We start from the raw sequence: 17955 nt of genomic DNA, 5'->3' as shown, positions 1-17955 counted from the left end.
TAAGCAATGCATTTTTTTTGCCGTGACTTCAAGGGTTTTTATTTAAACTGCATCTCATAATTCGTGAATTCGTGGCGAAAGTTTTATCAAAATATTTTTTTGAAGATGTAAGAAATTTTAGAAAAATTGTAACTTTTTATCAAAAAATAAAGCGTAATTTTAATCTAAACGAAGATTTTCGATTTATGAAAAAAATATTATTAGTATTGATGTTGTTTACAAATGTTCTATTTAGCCAAAATAGCAATAACACTTGTGAGATACTAAACAAAATAAATGCACTTATTCAGGAAGAACATATTAGACCTAAACTGGTAGACGATAGTTTGTCGGTTTTTGTTTTTGATAACTTAATCAATGAGTTAGATCCTTCCCGAAATATATTTTTTAAATCAGAATATGATGATTTAGCAAATAAATACAGAACCAATCTTGATGATCTTATCTTAAGTGATCATTGCGATTTTCTGGACGATATTACGTCTGTTTATAAAAATGGTCTTTTGAGAACAAAGACTGTTCTTGAAAAAATTCAGAAAGAACCGATCGATTATACTAAACAAGATACGATCAGGTTTTATAAAAAATCATTTGCTTTTTACCTCAAAAAAGAAGATTTAGAAAAGGTTTGGACGAAAAAAATCCGTTACCAGATTCTGGATGAAATTGCTGAATCGAGTGATAACTTGGATTCTCTTAAAACCAATTTTAAGTCGATTGAATTGAAGTCGAAAAACTTAATTGTGGCGAACGAAATCTGCCGTATTAATACGTTGCTGGAAACGAATACGAAACAGGAGGAAAAACTATATAATTTCTTTTGCACGTATTTTGATCCGCATACGGCCTATTTTAGCGATGATTCTAAAACGAGTTTTGTCGCTTCATTATCAAAAGAGCATTTGTCTTTGGGGATGACTGTAAGTCTAAACGAAAAAAATGAAATTATTATAGCCGAACTTGACCCCAATGGTCCTGCGTATCAAACGGGACAGATAAAAAAGGGCGATCAGATTGTTTCGATATCCAATCAAAAAGAATCGTTGCAGGTTTCGTGCGCTTCGTTAGAATCTATATCGACAATGATTTTATCTGAATCGAACAAAAATATTACGCTTACGCTAAAGCGAAATTCGGGTAAAAGCTTTGATGTGGATATCGAAAAGCAGGTAATGAAGGATGAAGATAATTCGGTTTTTAGTTTTATAATTGGTAAAGACAGTAAAATTGGATACATCAAAATTCCGAGTTTCTATGCTGACTTAGATGGCAATAGCCGAAAAGGTTGTGCAGATGATGTGGCGCGCGAGGTTATGAAACTGGAAAGAGATAACATAAAAGGTCTTGTAATTGATTTAATTGATAATGGCGGCGGGTCTATGGAAGAAGCCATAAAACTTGCCGGAATGTTTATTGATTACGGTCCGCTTTCTATTGTGGTAGATAATAAAGAACTACAATCGGTTATTAATGATCCTTATAAAGGTTTGATTTATAAAGGTCCGATTGTAATTTTGGTGAATAGTAATACGGCTTCGGCAAGTGAATTTTTCTCTTCGATATTGCAGGATTATAATCGCGCATTGTTATTAGGAAGCAATACACTCGGAAAAGCGACTATGCAAACCATTCTTTCGCTTGACGAAACAAAAAACACGGACTTCCTGAAAATTACGATTAATAAATTCTACCGCGTTACAGGAAAAAGTCATCAATATGTTGGGGTTAAACCTGATGTGGTTCTTCCGGAATTTTATGAAGGCGTTTATCAAAAAGAAAGTGATTTCCCAACTGCTATTAAAAATGACAGCATTCAGACTTCTATAAAATTCAGACCTTACGTAAAAAGGGCTTTAATCGATAAACTGGCTAAAAATAGTAGTACACGATTGGCTGACAACTATTTCTTTAACAATATTAAAAAGATAAACCAAAAGATTGATCAGCTTGTAAATACGCCAAAAGCAGAGATTCCGATGACTTTGGATGCGATTTTTAAACAAAAGAAAGTCGTAAATTCTCTTTGGAAAGAAATCAATACTTTTAATGATGAAAACAATCCTTTAGACGTTTACAATTCTACTGTAAATCAGTTTTTACTGGGTGTTTATCCTAATGAAAAAACAATAAATCAATATCAGATTAATAATCTAAAAACAAATCCGTACCTGAACGAAGCAGTAAATGTTATTAATGAGTTTAATGCGATGAAATAGTTATTTTAGATTTTAGATTTTAGATTTTAGATTTTAGATTTTAGATTTTAGATTTTAGATTTTAGATTTTAGATTTTAGATTTTAGATTTTAGATTTTAGATTTTAGATTTTAGATTTTAGATTTTATCACATTTTCAAAGCCTTCGGCTTTGAAAATGATATTTCTTAAAAAAAGCTTTGCGAACTCTGCGTAAATCTTGGTGTTCTCTTCGGTTAAATTATTCACTACAACATAATCAAAAAAACTTAATCATTGATTTTGCAAAAATAAGGAATAACCGTATTTTTGCATCTCAAAACTAAAAATTAGAAATGGGAAGAGCGTTCGAATTTAGAAAAGGAAGAAAAATGAAACGTTGGTCAGCAATGGCCAAAACTTTTACCAGAATTGGTAAAGACATCGTTATGGCTGTTAAAGAAGGCGGTCCTAACCCAGATGCCAATTCTAGATTAAGAGCTGTAATACAAAATGCTAAGGCTGCTAACATGCCTAAGGACAATGTAGAGCGCGCGATAAAAAATGCAAGTAATAAAGATACTGCCAACTATAAAGAGATTTTGTTTGAAGGATATGCTCCTCACGGAATCGCTATTTTGATTGAAACTGCATCTGACAACAATAATAGAACTGTAGCCAACATTCGTAGCTACTTTAATAAATGCAACGGTACAATGGGAACTCAGGGTTCTGTTGAGTTTATGTTTGATCATACTTGCAACTTTAGAATTTCAAAAGGTGATCTTGATCCGGAAGAATTAGAATTAGAACTAATTGATTTTGGTGCTGAGGAAGTTTTTGAGGACGAAGACGGAATTTTAATCTACGCTCCTTTTGGAAGTTTTGGTGCTTTGCAAAAAGAATTAGAAAACAGAGGTTTAGAGATTTTATCTTCAGGTTTTGAGCGTATTCCGCAAATTACCAAAGAACTTACAGAAGCTCAAATCGCTGATGTTGAAAAACTAATCGAAAAAATCGAAGAAGATGATGACGTTATGAACGTTTATCATACTATGCAGGAAGCATAATTTTCTCTTTTTATAAATATCAAAAGCCCTGAAATTTTCAGGGCTTTTTTTATTGTAATTTAATAAGGCAAATCATCAACCGGAATATTAATAAAATCAGGCTCTGGCGTACTCTCAAACCGAATTGCCTGAATCTCACGATAACCTTCCAGCAACGCCTTAATGACCCGATGCATTCCGTCCATTAAGCGTCCGTCTGAACATAAAATAATGGGATATTTTAGATCTGCTTCCTGAACAAGTTTCATATGGTTAAGAACATCTGCACAAGTTGGTAAATTGGTATTATGTTCGAACCAATAAGGTTCATTTAGTTCTTTTACATCAGACAATAAAACGCTTTTTACGGGTAGATCTTTAGATAATTCAATCAATCGATGAACATCCCAGGCTTTTAGTCCTTGTTCGCTTTTACGTAAGTTATATTGTTTTCTCATCATAATTAATCAAACATTTAATGAAGCACTTTATTGCTAAAAAATAAAAAAATTGAGAGAGATTTACGTCAATTAAAATAAACTATTATATTTACGATTCTCAAATTTAAATTAACTCAAAATAAACACAATATGCAAGCATCAAAATACACAAGATACGCTGTAATCATTCTGGTAATTTTATTTGTCGTTCTTAGTGTTATCAACTAAAACGTATCAATTATAAAATTTAAAAAAGCCTTCTTAAGTAAAACTCGGGAGGCTTTTTTTTGAAGTTATTACAATTAAACATGAATAAAATAAAACAATTTTTCTACATCTTACTTATTATTAATATACTAATATCTTTACTGATAATTTTTAGTAATTTATTCAATTTAAAAGAACCTTTTCAAAATATCAAAGCTATAAATCATCAAAACAAATACTTAATAAATGACGTTTTAGTTTTAGATACGATAATTACAACTTCAAAGGTAAAAGATGGCTCAACAAGTTACAGCACGACTATAAGAGGTCAATTACTAAATCGAGACATTTCAAAAGAGATCAACTTTTTATATCAGGACAATAGTTATAATAACTTAATTTTTGATTTAAAGTACAAGAACAGAAATCAACAAGGCTTAAAAGTTTATAGAAATATATTAAATGATAACATTTTTTTAAAAGATTATAAATTCTTAAAATACAGAAAAACAGATGCGCTTTTAAAAATATATTTCATTTGTTCATTAATACCATCACTATTTTTGATGATACTTCTAATAAAAAACAAGAGAAACTCTGCTCATTAAGCATTTCTAGCAAAAAATACGACTTATAAAAAAAATACAGTTTCATCAAAATTTGATCATTAAGTAAATGGGAGGAAAAATACTTTTTCATGGTTTTATATTCGCAGTATCTCTTGTATTACTTACGAGGATCATTAACAATATTACTTACAGCAAGGAAAATAACATGGGTAAAGGTGTTATTTATGATAGTGATTCATACAAAAGAAGTGCTAACTCAGCCAGAGTATATAATTATTATATTGTCGATAAAAATGGAAAAAAGTATGAAGACGGTGGAAATAGTGATACCATAGAATACGGTTTCTTAATTGGAGATACTATTGTGTTCAGAAAACTTCATTACGGCGATCCTCAATTCGTAAGGATGATAAAACGTAATGGAGAACAAGTAAGAAACTATTATGGTTTCGTGGATTATGCTAGTGTAGTAATTATAATTCTAATAATTCTTGGCTATATCTTCATCCCTAAAATTTTGAAAAAATAGGGTAATTTTTCAAATTACTTATGGATTCAAATCATCAAGGACGAGTAAACCAATTCAAGAAAGTTTTTTTCTCTCCCATTTTATTATTGATTCCTATAATTCTATTCTTATATCATTACACATTATCAAATGAATAAAATCTCGATTATAAAAAAAGTACAATTAGGCAAAAATAGTTTCTCTGCCGAAAATCTTTATTCAAAATTAAATTTTAGTTTTTATTGTGTCAATGGAGGAATAAAACATGAAGTAATTTTGTCATTTGAGACTTCATTTTCGCTGAATGATTTAATCAAAAACGAACAAATAACTACCGATATTTTAGCAAAACATCAAATTAGTAAACTTGAAAACCTGAACAATACCGAAAGGAATTTTTTATATCGGTATCAATTCTTTCAACCTAAGGAATGCAATAAATGTTATATGATAATTTTTGATATTGATGAATATCGCGAATATTGGGGATATTATATTTATGTTGTATTAGAAATTGAGTAACTTACAAATATTAAAAATTTATAGAAAAATAGTTTATGAAAAAATGGTCAATAGATAATCTGCAAAAAACCTGGTACTTGATTTCGAAACTTCACCAAGGACAAAAGTACGGAGGAGATGAAGAGAATCTACAAATTGAATACATTAACCATATTGGCAGTGTTACTTTCGAGATTATAAACTCATTTAATTTTGAAGAAAATATAGATGCTGATTTTGCCATTTCCTGTGCATTATTGCATGATACAATCGAAGATACCGAAGCTACATTTGAGAAGATTAAAGAGTTATTTGGAGAACAAATCGCAAACGGAGTTAGCGCTTTAACCAAAAATACTTCTTTAGAAAATAAAAACGATCAAATGACAGATAGCTTGTCTAGAATACAACAGCAGCCTAAAGAAGTATGGTCTGTAAAAATGGCCGACAGAATTTGCAATCTATATTCCCCTCCCTATTACTGGACAACTGAAAAGAAAAAAGAATATCATAAAGAGTCGATATTAATTTATGATACGTTAAAAGAAGGAAATACTTATCTCGCCAATCGATTAAAACAAAGAATCGATGATTATGTAAAGCACTTTTAAAAAGAGATTTCTCTATAAGGAATTAAAATATTTGTATTATTTAATAATACCTGGCTACGGAACTGAGACAAATTCGCACTCAAATTATGAAAACATTTTGCCTAATACTATTATTTTTAGGGTTAGCAGTTACAGGAATTGAAGCACTAAATGACTTTACAAAGACTAAGATATTTTTTGCTTCATTTAATCCTCAAAAATATTATCATAAAGATATATTGGTGGTAAACGAAAAAATACCGCCAATGAGCAGCAGCAGTAATAAGACTTCCTGGATATTTTATGGGTATTGCAAATCTGATAAATTAAGAAGTGGAATTACGATTTCTAAAAGCACAGTTGAAAATCAAAATACAAGTGAAATTCCAATTTGGAGAATAAGTTCTGTGAAACATAAAATAATTTACAGACGAAAAGACAACATCGTAAATAGCCCTTTTTCTTATGAAATGCGCGACTATTGGATGACTCCAATATTTATTTTATCAATAGTACCAAGCTTATTTGGATTGATTAATATAAGAAGAAAAGAAAGAAAACAAACAATGACCAAGATATAATAATAGCAGAAAACTATTTATTTTATGTTAGCCTGTTTCTAAAAAATTCAATTGGATTAACCTACTTTATTGATCCTACACTTTTTTTATTGTCAATATTTCTGCTGGCAATTTAATTTTTCAAACAAAGAAGAAATATAAATAATAATTAAACTTTTAAAATTAAACCTTACGAATAATGTCAAGTTATTTCCCTGTTGTATTGGTAACTTTTATCAAATAAGTTCCTTCTGGTAAATTACCAATATTAGAAGCATTTACTCCTGCTATTTTTTGTCCCTGAGAAAAAACTTCAACATTTTTGCCTCCTTTATTTGTTTCACTTGCAGATGCAGACGAACCGGCTGATGCTTTTGCAGGCAGAATTGCCACTTTTTTTGCTGTATTTGAAACTGGCGCCGTTTCCGTAATTACATCCGCTCGTTTTGAACTATTATAAGATTCCATCACTTGCTCATCTGTCATGGCAACATTATAAATTTTAAGATCATCGATATCAGCATTGATTCCGGTTGTTGTATTTATTACCCCAAGTCTTAAAATATAGCCTTTGGTTAAACGAGGGATTTCATTAACCGATTTTAACAATTGACCATTACGGTACACTTTTGAAGTATTTCCGTCGTAAGTAACACTATATTGATACCAGACATCTTTTAAAAGCGGAACGGAAGCTATAACATTATTAGTATCTCCCCAACCTACCAAACTTACATCAGCACTACCGGCAGCAACGGCTTGTTGTACTAAACCAAAGTATTGCGTATTTACGGCAGTTCCGTAGCCAAAAATATAGTTTACGGCATTAATAGCATTAAACTTTACCCAAATTGATATTGATCTGGGCTTATTTCCCTGCGGAAGATCACCTATCATACCTTGCAACGTTTTGTTGGTAAGACGCTGTGCTCCTTTTGCAACGCCCATTCTGTCATTTACAAAATTGGCAGCACCAAGAAACGATATTGTATTATCGGCACTATTCAGGTTTCCATTAAAATTAAATTCCTGAACAGGATTTTGGGCATTCGTATTTAAAAAACTTACAAACAGTAATGTCAGTAATAATTTTTTCATATTTGACAGATTTTAGGGGATTTTAAAATAGTGCTTTTTCGAAAACACCAAACTATATTTTAATCTATAAATTCAACAAATTCTGAGTTTAATTAATAATCTAAACTCTTTTAAAATTTAATTATAGTTTCAAAAATTTTGTTAAAACTATAAATTTTATTCAAAGTTACCAAACTGTTATTGAGTATAAGTACGATATTCTTATTTAAATTTACAAAAATCAAAAATAACTAACACCGGCATTATTATTTGTAAAAACATCTTTACAAAAAATCATTTGCAATTGTAGCAATAATTAAAAAGCCTCCTAAAGTTGAACTTTACAAGGCTCTTCACTATCCAAAAAAATTAACTGAGACTAAAAAATTAACTAACTATTTAAACTAAAAATGTGTTTCTAATTTGAAGTTATCTTTTTTGAAGGAGTATTTGTTATTTTCAACAAATATGTTCCTTCAGGAAGATCACTTATACTTGTAGTATTATTATTGCTTCCATAAATTTTTTGACCTTGTGAAAATACCTCAACATTTTTTGCTACATCATTAATATCACTTGTTTTAATAATAGCAGATGGAGCAACCTTGGCAACTGTTTTTGCTTTTACTGTTGTTTTTTTCACTGTTTTCTCAGCAGTTGGCTCAGCAACTGCTGCCACGCTAACAACACTTTTAGAACTATTGTACAATGTTGTTACTTGTTCGCCTGTCAGGGCAATGTTATAAATCTTTAAATCGTCTATATCAGCATTAATACCCACTGTGGTATTAATTTCGCCCAGTCTAAAAATATTACCTTTAGTAGAGCGTGTAATTCCTTCTTCAGATTTTAGTAATTCTCCGTTACGGTATATTTTAGACACTTTTCCGTCGTACGTTATCGTATAATTATACCAGATATCTTTTGCAAGCGGCACAGAAACAATAACATCATTTGAAGCTCCCCAACCTGCTAAACTTAAATCCGAGCTTGCAGAAGTTGTTCCTTGCTGTAATAAGCCACAGTATTGCGCATTATATGCCGTACCGTAACCCCAAATATAATTTGCTGAAGCAATATCATTTAGTTTTACCCATATACTAACAGATCTCGGGTTATTACCTTGCGGAAGATCATCAACCACGGCTTCCATAGCTTTATTCGTTAGTCGTTGTGCTCCTTTTACCAATCCGGTTCTATCTGCAACAAAATTGTTTGCACCAATAAAAGAAGTTGTATTACTTGTATTATTTAAAGTCCCATTGAAATTAAACTCCTGAATTGGGGTTTGAGCATTAACATTCAAATAACTTACAAACATTAGAGTGAGTAGTAATTTTTTCATAATAGTAGATTTAGGGATTAAAAAACCTTATATTTTTTTAACACTGCTAAACTATATTATTATGTATGCGACCTAAAATTTATTCGACAACGAACCTAAATAATCGTTTAAATAACCAAAATTGATGATTCACAAGGTTTAATTGTATTTATTTATAGTTATAGTTAATTTATTAAAACAATAAATTAAAATCATACAAAACCATAATTTCTTACGTATAAATACGGTATTCACAAATAAAACCAAAATATTAACACTCAGCCACATAGAGATTTTATACAATTTATTCATTGATGAAAAATTCCATGAAAAAGCACAAAAAAAGCTCCATTCGCTTTTTACGAATGGAGCTTTATATATAAAAAAGTAATCTTGTTACTTTACAAATTCAATTTTTTGAACTTCTTCTTCATTAACACTGTCGAAGAATCCTTGTTCGTTCATCCAGTCATCACTAAATACTTTACTCATATAGCGAGAACCGTGATCTGGAAAAATTGCGATAATATTACTGTCTTTAGTAAATTCACCTTCTTCTGCATATTGTTTGATTGCCTGCATTACTGCTCCTGAAGTATATCCAACAAATAATCCTTCTTTTCTGGTAATCTCTCTTGCAGAGTGAGCACTTTCCTCATCAGTTACTTTAATGAACTTGTCGATGATATCAAAATCTGTCGCAGACGGGATCAGGTTTTTACCTAAACCTTCAATACGATACGGATAAATTTCTTTGTTATCGAATTCTCTTGTTTCGTGATACTTCTTTAAAACTGAACCGAAAGCATCTACACCTAGAATTCTAATATTTGGATTTTGCTCTTTTAAGAATTTTGCAGTTCCTGAAATTGTTCCTCCGGTTCCGCTACAAGCTACAAGGTGTGTGATTTGTCCTTTTGTTTGTTCCCAAATTTCAGGACCTGTAGTGTTATAATGGGCATCAATATTTAATTGATTAAAATACTGATTAATATAAACCGAGCCTTTTGTTTCTTCGTGTAAACGTTTGGCTACGTTGTAGTAAGATCTCTCATCATCTGCTGAAACGTGTGCGGGACAAACATAAACCTTTGCTCCTAAACTTCTCAACATGTCAATTTTATCTTTCGATGATTTTGAGCTTACTGCTAAAATACAATTATACCCTTTTATAATGCTTACCATTGCTAAACTAAAACCGGTATTTCCTGATGTCGTTTCAATGATAGTATCACCTGGTGTCAGGATTCCTTTTTTCTCAGCTTCTTCGATAATATATAACGCTATTCTATCTTTTGAGGAATGTCCTGGGTTAAAAGCTTCTACCTTTGCGTAGAAATTACCTTCTAACTCTTCGGTAATTTTATTTAGCTTAATAAGTGGGGTATTACCTATTAACTCTAAAACATTATTATAAGCGTTTATTTCTTCTTTCATAAAAAAATAGTTAATCGAAGGTATTTTTAAATACCCTTGATAGGTTGCAAATTTAACAAAAAATTTCTAATTAGCTTTTAATTTTTTCTAAATCTAATAAAAAACTAAATTCCTTTGCTAAGTCTCTTAAAGCCTCAAAACGTCCCGAAGCTCCGCCATGTCCGGCATCCATATTGGTATCTAAAAATAAAAGATTATTATTTGTTTTTAGATTCCTCAACTTTGCCACCCATTTAGCTGGCTCCCAATATTGTACTTGAGAGTCATGCAATCCGGTAGAAACATACATGTTGGGATAATTTTGCGCTTTTACATTATCATACGGTGAGTACGATAACATATAATCGTAATATTTTTTATTGTTTGGGTTTCCCCATTCGTCGTATTCTCCAGTTGTTAACGGAATACTATCGTCTAACATTGTTGTAATAACGTCTACAAAAGGCACCTGAGCAATCACTCCGTTATATAATTCCGGAGCTTCATTTACAATCACACCCATCAAAAGTCCTCCTGCAGATCCTCCTTCTGCATATAAATGTTCAGGAGATGTAAATTTTTCGTTAACTACAAATTTAGAGCAATCGATGAAATCTGTAAAGGTATTTTTCTTTTTTAACAGTTTTCCGTCTTCATACCATTGTCTTCCTAAATCTTCTCCACCTCTAATATGGGCAATGGCGTAAACAAAACCACGATCTAACAGCGAAAGTCTTGTCGACGAGAAATAAGTATCCATTGTAATTCCGTACGATCCGTAAGCATAAAGCAATAACGGATTTTTACCGTTTTTCTGCAATCCTTTACGATAAATCATCGAAATAGGCACTTTTACACCATCTCTGGCTGTCGCCCAAACACGTTCTTCGATATAATTTTCTTTATCAAACTTTCCGCCTAAAACCTGTTGTTCCTTAAGGATTTCTTTGGTTTTAGTTGTCATATTAAAATCAATCACAGACGAAGGCGTTGCCAGCGATTGGTAGCTGTAACGCAAAACATCAGTATCAAAATCGATATTGGTTGTGGTATAAGCATTGTATGTTTCGCTTCCAAAAGGAAGGTAATAATCCGCTTCCCCATTCCACGGCATAATACGAATATGATTTAATCCGTTTGAGCGCTCTTCGACAACCAAATAATTTTTGAAGATTTCGATATCTTCTAACAAAACATCTTCACGATGCGGAATAAGATCTACCCAGTTTTTCTTTCCTGTTTTATTTTCAGGCGTTTTCATCAACTTAAAGTTCGTCGCCTTGTCTTTATTGGTTAGAATATAAAAAGAGTCTTCAAAATGAGAAATACTGTACTCTAAACCACGTACACGAGGCTGAAACACAACAAATTCTCCATCCGGATTGTCAGAATTCAAAATTCTGTACTCGGTTGTTAAGGTACTTCCTGAACCAATAACGATATATTTTCTTGATTTTTCTTTGCTTACAGAAACATTAAAAGTATCATCCGTTTCATTAAAAACCAAAACATCTTCTTTTGAATCTGTATTTAATTTATGTCTAAAAACTTTATCTGCTCTTAACGTAACCTGATCTTGTCTGGTATAAAAAATAGTATTGTTGTCATTTGCCCAAACTGATCCTCCGGTTGCATTCTCGATTTTATCTGATAAGATCTCTCCTGTTTCTAAGTTTTTGATCTGAATGGTATAGATTCTTCTTCCTACGATATCTACTCCAAAACTTGCAAATTTATTATCCGGACTCACACTTAAACCTCCAAGTTTAAAATAAGCATGTCCTTTTGCCAATTCATTACAGTTGAATAAGATTTCTTCATCTGCCGAAAGGCTTCCTTTTTTTCTTGAAAATATTGGATAATCCTGACCTGTTTCGAAACGGGTGATGTAATAATAACCATTATAGAAATAAGGAACTGATGAATCATCTTCTTTAATTCTGCCTTTCATTTCTTCATACAAATTCTCCTGAAGGTCTTTTGTATGCGATGTCATACTTTGGTAATAAGAGTTTTCCTGATTTAAATAGTCTATAACTTCAGGATTTTCGCGGTCATTTAACCAAAAATAATTATCAATTCTTGTTTCTTTATGTTTTTTTAATGATTTGGTAATTTCTTTGGCTTGTGGAGCCATTATATCGTTTTGCATTGATTAAGCATTAGTTTTTAAATACGAAGGAGCAAAAATACTACAAACCCAACAGAACCAAATTAATTTTTTCATAAAATATTCTATTGATATCATAAAGCAATATACTAATTTTGTACGAAACAATTTAAAAAATCAACAAAAATGGATTTAATGGGAATGATGGGTAAACTTAAAGAAACCCAACAAAAAATTGAAGATACAAAAAAGCGTTTGGATACTGTTTTGATTGATGAACAAAGTGCTGACGGCTTACTAAAAGTAACATTAACTGCAAATAGAAAAGTAAAATCAATCTCTATTGATGACTCTTTGCTTGAAGATAAAGAACAATTAGAAGATTACCTTGTAGTAACGCTAAACAAAGCAATAGAAAGAGCTACAAGCGTTAACGAGCAAGAACTTGATGCTGTTGCAAAAATGGATATGCCAATGATTCCAGGAATGGATAATTTATTCAAATAAGACATAAATTACTTCTTTAAAAATAAAATCCGATTCATTTACAACTAAATGAATCGGATTTTTTTATGCCTTTTCTATCCTCTTTTTTCTTTTAAAATTTCTTTGTTGCAATCGAAATAGTTCCGCTCTTGCGCTTTTTTAGTCGCTATAAATTCAGTCTCTTTTTTTGCTGTTTTAAAAATGCAACTTATCTCTTTCACACCTCTTTTCAACACCAATTTTTACGCATAAAATAATGATTTTCAACAGAAAACGTTTGCGTAGATTTTTTTTTCGACTGACAAATATCAGCTTTATTCTCTTGATATGTCTTGATATTTGATACAGATTAAAGGCAAAAACAATAGATTTTTCTTTTGATTAAAAAATAAAACCTTATAAATATTTCTTTTTTAGAAGTAAAATTTTGTAAGCGTAAGGCAAATTAAAAATGAACAATAAAGATAGAATGAGAAATTAGTTATCAATAGATTTTTAGAGTTAATCCTACATCAGACTCAAAAAACTTTCGTCGCAAAATAATTAGTTATCGCAATCTATAAAACTGTATTAAAAGTGAATATTAACTATAACACGAATTATTATGAATGAGAAAACTTTAAGTCCAAATGGAACTGAAAACAAAACAGCAGAAAAGCAAAGTGCTGGATTAGTAAAAGATGCCGTAAAGGAAACTCCAAAAGTTGATGCTATTGCTCATGTCGAAGAACTTGCCAAAAAAGGAGCCATTGCTCTTGAAAAATTCCTGGAGCTTAATCAGGAACAAGTTGATTATATTGTAGCTAAAGCCTCGGTTGCCGCTATAGACAAACACGGTGAACTTGCTTTGCATGCTGTTGAAGAAACAGGCCGTGGTATTTTTGAAGACAAAGCAACCAAAAATATGTTTGCTGCCGAAAATGTAACCAATAGCTTAAAAAACCTAAAAACCGTAGGTATAATAGGCGAAGACCAATTATCAGGAATTGTAGAAATTGCAGAGCCAGTAGGCGTAATTTGCGGTGTTACACCTACAACCAACCCTACTTCTACTACCGTTTTCAAAGCATTAATTGCCCTTAAAACCCGTAATCCTATTATATTTGGTTTCCACCCATCGGCCCAACAATGCTCTAAAGCTGCTGCGACCATTGTTCGTGATGCTGCAATTGCTGCCGGAGCTCCGGAAAACTGTATTCAATGGATCGAATATCCATCTGTAGAAGCCACTAACTCATTAATGAATCATCCTACTATTGCTACTATTCTGGCAACCGGAGGAAATGCAATGGTACGTGCTGCATATTCTTGCGGTAAACCTGCCTTGGGAGTTGGTGCCGGAAACGTTCCTGCTTATATTGAGAAAACCGCCAATATAAAACAAGCTGTTTATGATATTGTTCTTTCAAAATCATTTGACTGGGGAATGATCTGCGCCTCTGAACAAGCTGCTATTATCGATAAAGAAATTTATGAAGAAACAAAAGCCGCTTTTAAACACCATCATGTTTATTTTGCCAATGAAAAAGAAAAAGCAAAACTTGAAGAATTAATGTTTGGCATTACCGCGAAAGGTGTAAACTGTGGCGGTGCAAAACTAAACCCAAATATTGTTGGAAAATCTCCTCAATGGATTGCAGAACAAGCCGGTTTCTCTGTGCCTGAAAATATCGTGATCATTGCCGCCGAAGTAAGCGAAGTAGGCATAAACGAGCCTTTAACCAGAGAAAAATTATCTCCTGTACTGGCAATTTTAAAATCAAACTCAACTCAGGAAGGTATCAAGTTATCTGAACAAATGGTAGAATTTGACGGATTAGGTCACTCAGCAGCCATCCATACAAAAGATGAAAAAATAGCCAAAGAATTTGGAGTTGCAGTAAAAGCCATTCGTGTTATTTGGAACTCTCCTTCTACTTTTGGAGGTATTGGAGACGTTTACAATTCATTCATTCCGTCTCTTACCCTTGGATGCGGATCTTATGGAAAAAACTCTGTTTCAGGAAATGTGGGCGCAATAAATTTAATAAATATCAAGCGAATTGGTAGAAGAAACAATAATATGCAGTGGTTCAAAGTACCTTCAAAAATCTATTTCGAGCCTAACTCGATTCAATATTTAAAATCAATGCAATCACTTGACAAAGTGATGATCGTTACTGATTTAAGCATGTTAAAACTTGGTTTCGTTCAAAAAATTATAGATGTTTTAAACCGTCGTGCCAATAAAGTCGATGTTAGAATTTTCTCTAATGTAGAGCCAGATCCAAGTATTGAAACTGCAAGAGCAGGTGCAGAAACCATGTGCGAGTTCCAGCCGGATAGCATTATTGCATTGGGTGGAGGATCTGTTATGGATGCTGCAAAAGTCATGTGGCTGCTATACGAACAACCTCAGGTTTCTTTTGATGATGTGAAACAAAAATTCCTGGACATTCGTAAACGTGCGGTAAAAATTCCAACTTTGGGTCAAAAAGCCAAAATGATTTGTATACCAACAACCTCAGGAACGGGTTCTGAAGTAACTCCTTTTGCGGTAATTTCAGATCATTCTGTTAATAAAAAATATCCGTTAGCAGATTATGCCTTTACACCAACCGTTGCCATTATCGATTCTGAGTTAACGAAAACCGTTCCTCCATCAGTTATTGCAGATACCGGAATGGATGTTCTTACGCACGCAACAGAAGCTTATGTTTCTATTGTAGCTAATGACTATACTGACGGACTTGCGTTGCAGGCTATTAAAATGGTATTTCAATATTTAGAAAGAACTTATCTTGATGGTAAAAATGATGACGAAGCTCGTGATAAAATGCACAATGCCTCAACCATTGCCGGTATGGCGTTCGCGAATGCGATGTTAGGAATTTCTCATTCTATGGCGCATAAAATTGGCGGAATGTTCCATACCCCTCACGGTCGTACAAATGCTATTTTATTGCCTTATGTAATTAAATACAACGGAGAAGTTCCAGGAAAACTTTCAGTATGGCCTAAATATTCTACTTATAAAGCAGATCAAAAATATTTTGAAATTTGCCAAATGTTAGGACTTCCTGCAAAAGGACCTAAAGACGGACCTCAGGTTTATGCCCAGGCTTGTTATGAATTGGGTAAAAAAGTAGGAATAAAAATGAGCTTTAAAGAACAAGGTCTTGATGAAAAAGAATGGCTTGCAAAACTAAATACACTTGCCATGAACGCTTTTGAAGATCAATGTACTCCGGCAAATCCGCGTTTACCTCTAATCAAGGATATGGAAGAAATTATGCGTAAAGCTTATTACGGAGAAAAAATCTAGAAATAGATTTCGATGAATACTTAAAGAGGCCATTTCATAATTAATGAAATAGCCTCTTTTTTTTAACCTTTGTTTCTCTGCACCTTTGCACCTTTTTTAAAACTTCTGAAGCGTCTCAACTACATAAGTATGCATCACTTCTTTATAATCTAAATGGGTTACTACTCTTAGTTTATTGTGTCCCATTGAGCTTATTAAAATATTTTTTTGTTTTAATTTTTCGATCAAAAGCTGATCACTGTAACCTTCTGCCAATGAAAAAATCAAAATATTCGTTTCTACAGGTTCAATATGTGATACCCATGGTTTTGTACTTAAAATTGCGGCAATTTCTTTTGCACGTCGATGATCTTCTGCCAATCTTTCTATATTATTGGCTAAAGCATATAATCCGGCTGCAGCCAAATAACCTACCTGACGCATTCCTCCTCCTAATATCTTTCTGATTCTCAACGCTCTGTGAATATCAGCTTTGCTTCCTAACAAAATTGAACCTATTGGAGCGCCCAATCCTTTCGATAAACAAACCGAAATAGTATCGAAAATAGCTCCAAAATCTTTCGGATTTTGTCTTTTAGCTACTAATGCATTCCAAATTCTGGCTCCATCCAAATGGAATTTCAAATTATTGGCATCACAAACCTTTTTTATTTCTCTTAAATCATCTAGTTCATAACACGCTCCACCACCTTTGTTGGTTGTATTTTCGACACAAACCAAACTTGTTAACGGACTATGATAAAATTCCGGATCGTTGATAGCTGCTGCTACCTGACTTGCCGTAATCATACCTCGATTTCCGTCTAATAAGCAACAAGAAACGCCACTATTAAACGAAACCCCTCCACCTTCATAATTATAAACGTGGGCATATTTATCTGCAATTAATTGCTCTCCGGGCTGTGTATGCAATTTTATAGCGGTCTGGTTGGCCATTGTTCCAGACGGAAAAAAAAGACCCGCCTCCATACCAAAAAACTCAGCAACTCTGGTTTCCAATTCTATAACCGTAGGATCCTGCCTGTAAACATCATCGCCAACATGAGCGTTAAACATATACTGCAACATTTCCTGCGTAGGCTTGGTAATGGTATCGCTAATTAAATTTATCTCCATATTCTAAAAAGTATATCTTTTTTCAACAGCAAAATTACGTATTACTGCTAGTTATTCTTAACAAGTTTTGCTAAAATTTAACTAGCAATTACAATTAAACCAAATTAACGTAATATTTACAAAAAACATATAAAACTAACATTAATATTCTAAAATTGGCTTATAATTTTAGAAACCAATTTGTTAGCAAGGAAAATTATAACTTAAACACAATTTGCCAAAAACAACTAAACACTTGATAATCAACAAAAAATTTTATGAGTAAAATAGGCTAAAAAAAATGCATTCAGATTGACTTTATAGCGAAAAAAACTAAAATATTTTCTGATGTTTATCTTTTAAGTCAAAAATTCCTCAAAGCAAATTATCTTCTTTGAGTTATTAGATCCAAAAGACTTTTTATGTCCTTTTTTATATGTTAAAATTAATGTGATAATCTAAAAACTATATCTTATTTTTGTACAACAAAATTACGTTCTTGCCAATAAGTCATTATTGATGAAGTTTGACAATCAGCGTAACATT

The 17955-nt window shown here is 32.2% G+C and carries 14 protein-coding genes and 1 pseudogene; 9 read left to right on the top strand and 6 right to left on the bottom strand.

Annotated features, from left to right (window positions below; translation table 11 throughout):
- The first annotated feature begins 185 nt into the window (after positions 1-185).
- Both L0669_RS13290 and L0669_RS13285 read left to right on the top strand, forming a co-directional pair.
- On the top strand, positions 186-2216 hold the full coding sequence (locus L0669_RS13290) for a S41 family peptidase (protein ID WP_263758178.1): 2031 nt from the start codon (positions 186-188) through the stop codon (positions 2214-2216).
- A 313-nt stretch (positions 2217-2529) separates the two neighbouring features.
- Positions 2530-3243: a YebC/PmpR family DNA-binding transcriptional regulator gene (locus L0669_RS13285; RefSeq protein ID WP_263758177.1), complete on the top strand. Its 714-nt coding sequence runs from the start codon at positions 2530-2532 to the stop codon at positions 3241-3243.
- 59 nt (positions 3244-3302) lie between these two features.
- Here L0669_RS13285 and L0669_RS13280 read toward each other — a convergent pair whose 3' ends face one another.
- The gene (locus L0669_RS13280; protein WP_263758176.1) at positions 3303-3683 is read right to left on the bottom strand and encodes a hypothetical protein; all 381 of its coding nucleotides are present in this window, start codon (positions 3681-3683) and stop codon (positions 3303-3305) included.
- 287 nt (positions 3684-3970) lie between these two features.
- Between L0669_RS13280 and L0669_RS13275 the strand changes: the two genes are divergently transcribed.
- The 5 genes from L0669_RS13275 (at position 3971) to L0669_RS13255 (ending at position 6618) form a co-directional block, all read left to right on the top strand.
- A complete protein-coding gene (locus tag L0669_RS13275) occupies positions 3971-4477 on the top strand; it encodes a hypothetical protein (RefSeq protein WP_263758174.1) in 507 nt (168 codons plus the stop codon).
- A gap of 67 nt (positions 4478-4544) precedes the next feature.
- A complete protein-coding gene (locus L0669_RS13270) occupies positions 4545-4967 on the top strand; it encodes a hypothetical protein (RefSeq protein WP_263758173.1) in 423 nt (140 codons plus the stop codon).
- A 129-nt stretch (positions 4968-5096) separates the two neighbouring features.
- Positions 5097-5468, top strand: a complete 372-nt coding sequence (locus L0669_RS13265) for a hypothetical protein (RefSeq protein ID WP_263758172.1) — start codon at positions 5097-5099, stop codon at positions 5466-5468.
- Between the two features lie 35 nt (positions 5469-5503).
- Complete coding sequence (locus L0669_RS13260) at positions 5504-6058, top strand: HD domain-containing protein (protein WP_263758170.1); 555 nt, start codon at positions 5504-5506, stop codon at positions 6056-6058.
- 86 nt (positions 6059-6144) lie between these two features.
- Complete coding sequence (locus L0669_RS13255) at positions 6145-6618, top strand: hypothetical protein (RefSeq protein ID WP_263758169.1); 474 nt, start codon at positions 6145-6147, stop codon at positions 6616-6618.
- A gap of 186 nt (positions 6619-6804) precedes the next feature.
- Here the strand turns inward: L0669_RS13255 and L0669_RS13250 are convergent, their stop codons facing one another.
- The 4 genes from L0669_RS13250 to L0669_RS13235 form a co-directional block, all read right to left on the bottom strand.
- Positions 6805-7695 (bottom strand): LamG domain-containing protein, encoded by an 891-nt coding sequence (locus L0669_RS13250; protein WP_263758168.1) that lies wholly within the window; start codon positions 7693-7695, stop codon positions 6805-6807.
- Positions 7696-8092: 397 nt separating this feature from the next.
- Complete coding sequence (locus tag L0669_RS13245; protein ID WP_263758167.1) at positions 8093-9019, bottom strand: LamG domain-containing protein; 927 nt, start codon at positions 9017-9019, stop codon at positions 8093-8095.
- Positions 9020-9394: 375 nt separating this feature from the next.
- Positions 9395-10435: a cysteate synthase gene (gene capA, locus L0669_RS13240; RefSeq protein ID WP_065447924.1), complete on the bottom strand. Its 1041-nt coding sequence runs from the start codon at positions 10433-10435 to the stop codon at positions 9395-9397.
- A gap of 70 nt (positions 10436-10505) precedes the next feature.
- Positions 10506-12566, bottom strand: a complete 2061-nt coding sequence (locus L0669_RS13235; RefSeq protein WP_263758166.1) for a S9 family peptidase — start codon at positions 12564-12566, stop codon at positions 10506-10508.
- 138 nt (positions 12567-12704) lie between these two features.
- Here L0669_RS13235 and L0669_RS13230 point away from each other — a divergent pair.
- Positions 12705-13031, top strand: a pseudogene (locus L0669_RS13230) (YbaB/EbfC family nucleoid-associated protein); the annotation flags it as partial.
- Between the two features lie 583 nt (positions 13032-13614).
- Positions 13615-16314: a bifunctional acetaldehyde-CoA/alcohol dehydrogenase gene (gene adhE / locus L0669_RS13225; protein ID WP_263758165.1), complete on the top strand. Its 2700-nt coding sequence runs from the start codon at positions 13615-13617 to the stop codon at positions 16312-16314.
- A gap of 96 nt (positions 16315-16410) precedes the next feature.
- Here the strand turns inward: adhE and L0669_RS13220 are convergent, their stop codons facing one another.
- Positions 16411-17430 carry a threonine aldolase family protein gene (locus L0669_RS13220; RefSeq protein WP_263758163.1) on the bottom strand — a complete coding sequence of 340 codons (1020 nt, stop codon included), beginning with the start codon at positions 17428-17430 and terminating at the stop codon, positions 16411-16413.
- Between the last annotated feature and the right edge of the window lie 525 nt (positions 17431-17955).

It is taken from the genome of Flavobacterium bizetiae (genome assembly GCF_024271895.1).
GTDB lineage: Bacteria > Bacteroidota > Bacteroidia > Flavobacteriales > Flavobacteriaceae > Flavobacterium > Flavobacterium bizetiae.
The sequence above is the reverse complement of the archived record's forward strand: the minus strand, read 5'-3'. Positions and strand labels throughout refer to the sequence as shown.

Coding starts and splice junctions, on each gene's coding strand:
- L0669_RS13275 (WP_263758174.1), top strand. CDS start 3,971: ATGAATAAAATAAAACAATTTTTCTACATCTTACTTATTATTAATATA.
- L0669_RS13290 (WP_263758178.1), top strand. CDS start 186: ATGAAAAAAATATTATTAGTATTGATGTTGTTTACAAATGTTCTATTT.
- adhE (WP_263758165.1), top strand. CDS start 13,615: ATGAATGAGAAAACTTTAAGTCCAAATGGAACTGAAAACAAAACAGCA.
- L0669_RS13285 (WP_263758177.1), top strand. CDS start 2,530: ATGGGAAGAGCGTTCGAATTTAGAAAAGGAAGAAAAATGAAACGTTGG.
- L0669_RS13250 (WP_263758168.1), bottom strand. CDS start 7,695: ATGAAAAAATTATTACTGACATTACTGTTTGTAAGTTTTTTAAATACG.
- L0669_RS13260 (WP_263758170.1), top strand. CDS start 5,504: ATGAAAAAATGGTCAATAGATAATCTGCAAAAAACCTGGTACTTGATT.
- L0669_RS13220 (WP_263758163.1), bottom strand. CDS start 17,430: ATGGAGATAAATTTAATTAGCGATACCATTACCAAGCCTACGCAGGAA.
- L0669_RS13265 (WP_263758172.1), top strand. CDS start 5,097: ATGAATAAAATCTCGATTATAAAAAAAGTACAATTAGGCAAAAATAGT.
- L0669_RS13235 (WP_263758166.1), bottom strand. CDS start 12,566: ATGCAAAACGATATAATGGCTCCACAAGCCAAAGAAATTACCAAATCA.
- L0669_RS13245 (WP_263758167.1), bottom strand. CDS start 9,019: ATGAAAAAATTACTACTCACTCTAATGTTTGTAAGTTATTTGAATGTT.
- capA (WP_065447924.1), bottom strand. CDS start 10,435: ATGAAAGAAGAAATAAACGCTTATAATAATGTTTTAGAGTTAATAGGT.
- L0669_RS13270 (WP_263758173.1), top strand. CDS start 4,545: ATGGGAGGAAAAATACTTTTTCATGGTTTTATATTCGCAGTATCTCTT.
- L0669_RS13280 (WP_263758176.1), bottom strand. CDS start 3,683: ATGATGAGAAAACAATATAACTTACGTAAAAGCGAACAAGGACTAAAA.
- L0669_RS13255 (WP_263758169.1), top strand. CDS start 6,145: ATGAAAACATTTTGCCTAATACTATTATTTTTAGGGTTAGCAGTTACA.